A 3,770-nucleotide genomic window follows, 5' to 3' on the forward strand; every position below is an offset into this window, starting at 1 on the left:
CATATCATTCCACTTTTTCAATACATCACCTACAGATTATTTTCTTTTTTACTGGTTAAACAATTATATTTTTCACTCTTTATCTTCAAGCCAATTATAAAACTCTACTTTCTTCACTGATTCAGGTGATACAAATTTATGGTTTTTTTCTAGTAATCCATTCAACTGTTTAAAATTCCATACGGCTTTTTGTATTAATTCATTTGCTCTTTCACTTGTGATAGAAATAGGTTCGTCTATAAATTTTCGCATATCCTCAATTTCAAGAATTAAATCCCTTGCTCGTAATCTATCTGTCTCATTATCAAGATTTATATATTCAAACATATCTTTAAAAACAATGTCTATAAAGCTCTCAATCTCATTGATCTGTTTCTTTGTTGCACTGGTTAGTTTTTGTCCATTAGACCAAATCAAATCGAAAGCTGTAATTGCTCGACCTTTTTTTTCAACATTGTAACGTATTTCTAACTCAGTATATTTATTGATTTCAGCAATGGCTACATCTAAAACCGTTTTCTTAAACAAAGCTGTGTTCTCTCTGTATGTTTTCTTGCTTTCAACACCAAACAAACGCATGAGAGCTTCTTTTGAGATTTGCTTGTGCCAGTATCCGTAGTGTGCCTTTAAATAATCATACAGAGTCCAACTAAAACCACTTTTGAAATGAGAAGTAATCGTTAAATCAGTTGTAATGTACTTCTCTTTCAATTCTAAAATATGTGGAACAAATTCTTCGTTCCAGCGAAAAGTAAATAGTCCCTCTTTATATTTTATTGAGCCAAAAACATTCCAGTATTCGAAATAATGATTTTCCAAGTCTTCAATTGAAAACTGCAAACTAGAAACCTTTTGTGCATCTTGCTTTGCATGAATTGTTTGGTATTTTTCAATGCCAAATTTCTTTTCAAAATCACCTTTATGAAACTCAGTCGCTCCATTTTGCTGAGTGGAATAAATAGCAAAAGCTAGTAGTTGCATTTGATTTAAGGTCAATCCTTGGTTCAACTTCGCTATAGAAAACTCCCTACTTTTTTGTATTGAATTTTCATAAGAGATTATTTGATTTTTTGAATTTACTCGCCCTATTGCCATTCCACCATCCACCTTTATATGTATTTAATATATTCCTCTTAATGAATTTAATAATAAACTTAAATATATTAAATTATATTAATTGTATTTTATTTTATCTAAAAATACAATTAAGAGGATAAAAAAAATATAGTTAAGGGATAAAAAAAATATAGTTAAGGGATAAAAAAAATACATTTAAAATCTCAATCCCTTGTCGCTGTAAGGAGGAAGGGCACTCCTAAATATAACTAATATAAGTAATCTTTTAAAAGAAAATATATATAGGCAAAATTTCATTTTGAAAAAATGAAAAGAAACAAGAAAAAAATAAATACCGATCAAGTTCATTCCTAGAAAAAAAGAACCGAAGATTAGCGCTCCAGTCCTTGGTCTCTTTTTCTAGCAAGCTTTTGTTCTCGGCTTCGTTCTTGCTGCCGTTCTTCTTGCCACTCTTTAAATTTACTCATTTGTGATTTAGCGAACTCCATCAAAACCGTTAATTGGCTTTTCAAGGTTTTATTTTCCTTTTGCAAATCTAGATTTGCTTGTTTTAATCCATTATTTTCTTTCTGCAGCTTGTCATTTTTCTTTTGCTCATTTTCTAAATCCTTCGCCATCGAGAAAAGAATATCTGAATTTCTGTCATTCATCTCTTCATTTCTCGTTAAAACCGTTTCTATGGTTTCTGTGGCCTTTGCTCTTGTCTTTAGTGCTTTAAAGTCTTCTACAGGTAATTTAACGTGTTTCCGGTCAAAGACAGATGGTTTGCTGACTTGAAGCTCATCGACCTTCTTAGACTCTCTCAGAGCTTCTCTAAGGACATTTGCGTCCTGTGACAGGGTTTTAATCTCCTCCTTGAGTGTAAGTGCCTTAAAACGGCTCATTTCGATGTGTTTTCGGTCAGATGCTATGCCCCGTTCAACTTCAAAGCCTAGGCTTTGCATATGTTTCGGGAATTCTTCCTGCATCCACTGCAATTCCTGCCGATTAAAGACATTCTTGCCCTGGAGTTTACCATCACGCATCGGAACGACCCCTAAGTGCATGTGAGGTGTTTTCTCGTCGTTGTGAACCGTCGCATACGCGATATTTTGTTTGCCATAACGTTCCGAGAACAATTTATGGCTTTCCTCGAAGAACCGTTTCTGTTCAGCTGGATCTAGCCCGTCAAAAAATTTCCGGTCAGAAGTCACCAGCAGCTCATTCACAAGCACGGCATCTTTTCGGGTTTTTCGCTCGCTCACTTTTTGGCTCTCAATGATTCCTTTTACTTGTTTGTTGTAATCGATTTTTTCTTGATGCAGTAAATCATAATTCAAATGAGCACGGTCTGGATCGATGTCTGGATTCGTCCGACTTTCCCGTTCTCGTTGGTTGTGAAATTGCATGCCCTTTAAATCTGGACTCTTCATTTTTTGCATCCTTACCACAGCAAAACTCAAAAGAATACACCCCCATAATTCGGTCAACTTCCATGTAAAGTATAGCACACTATACTTTACTGACGTAAAGGTGTGCTCTCCGAGGGTGAAAATCAAGTGGCTGCCTCAATATTGAGGCGCCTCCAAAATTCAAAAACATGGGTGCGATTGTCCTCGATGGACGCTCATATCCCATTAATTCAAGAGCAAACAAAGGAGCATAATATGCTTATCTTTTCTTAATATAAAAAGATGAGGAGTAACCTAAGTTACTCCTCATCTAAGAACGCATCATACAATTCATCTACTTCGTTAACTTTTCTATTGACGGAATCATACAGATCGTTGATAGGATTTGGTTCGGGTTCACCTTTCCACCATGTACTATTCATGAATCCTCTATCGTTTCTATTCCAATTTTCAACATCTTCATTTTTGATAAAAGCAATAGGGTTAAGCGTTTGTTTTTTAGTAGAAATAATTACTACGTAATGTTTTTCATCCCAACTATACTTATCTTCTTCGTAATAGAATCGAGATAAATAAAGGCCCACAATAATAGTCAGTCCCTCAGAAATTTTTGCGTAAAAAGCATTAACATGTTTTTCTGCCTCAACTGGAAACTTAATTGCTTGATAATGTTCGTCTTCAGGTGTTAAAGCGAACCACTCAAAATCAGAAAATTGTTTATCAACTTTCTGTATTACCTTTAAATCATTAACGTTCATTCGAATTACTCCTTTGCTCTAACTGTCGCACTAAGCGATCAATTTTAGTAACGATATCAAACTTGTAAGACTCACGCATGTTTTCCAATTTTTGAACATCCGAATTGTAGCCGATAGTAGACAATTTATATTTGTTCAGAACGCTAAATACATCTCTTATTTCGATGGAATAAGCCTTTAAATCAACGTCTGATTCAAAATCTCTTACTGATTCATATATTTCTTTTACAGTCATACAGCTACTATGTAAATTTTTAGTTTCATTTTTTTCAAGGCAATCCAAAATAGTTTTTAACGATGAAGACAGTTCTTCAAATGCTCTTTTTTCAAGAAAATCTTTGCTTGCTACAGATTTTTTATAATCTGATACCTTGAAAGTATTAAATAAAATAAAAACCAGAATTAAACTGCCCAGAGTATAAAAGTACCCCGAAGTAGTCATGAATTTCGCAACAAAATCATGCTCTAAAAATTTCTCAAAACACAGAGCTAGAACCAATGATATCACTGTCGGTACAACAAAAAATAAAATCATTAAAACCCA

4 protein-coding genes are annotated in these 3,770 nt (G+C 34.0%); all 4 read right to left on the minus strand.

Going from position 1 to position 3,770, the window contains the following annotated elements; genetic code table 11:
- Window positions 1–72 precede the first annotated feature (72 nt).
- Window positions 73–1,095, minus strand: a complete 1,023-nt coding sequence (locus J7I83_RS17415; RefSeq protein WP_215102851.1) for a replication initiation protein — start codon at window positions 1,093–1,095, stop codon at window positions 73–75.
- Between the two features lie 353 nt (window positions 1,096–1,448).
- Complete coding sequence (mobV, locus tag J7I83_RS17420; RefSeq protein ID WP_215102853.1) at window positions 1,449–2,519, minus strand: MobV family relaxase; 1,071 nt, start codon at window positions 2,517–2,519, stop codon at window positions 1,449–1,451.
- 248 nt (window positions 2,520–2,767) lie between these two features.
- Entirely contained in the window at window positions 2,768–3,226 is a 459-nt protein-coding gene (locus J7I83_RS17425; RefSeq protein WP_215102855.1) for a hypothetical protein, read from the minus strand.
- On the minus strand, window positions 3,216–3,770 hold a 555-nt coding region (locus J7I83_RS17430), incomplete at its 5' end, for a hypothetical protein (protein WP_215102857.1). The genes J7I83_RS17425 and J7I83_RS17430, both read right to left, overlap by 11 nt.

Origin of the sequence: Planococcus sp. ISL-110, from assembly GCF_018613575.1 — a bacterium.
GTDB lineage: Bacteria > Bacillota > Bacilli > Bacillales_A > Planococcaceae > Planococcus.

Coding starts and splice junctions, on each gene's coding strand:
- J7I83_RS17415 (WP_215102851.1), bottom strand. CDS start 1,095: ATGGCAATAGGGCGAGTAAATTCAAAAAATCAAATAATCTCTTATGAA.
- J7I83_RS17425 (WP_215102855.1), bottom strand. CDS start 3,226: ATGAACGTTAATGATTTAAAGGTAATACAGAAAGTTGATAAACAATTT.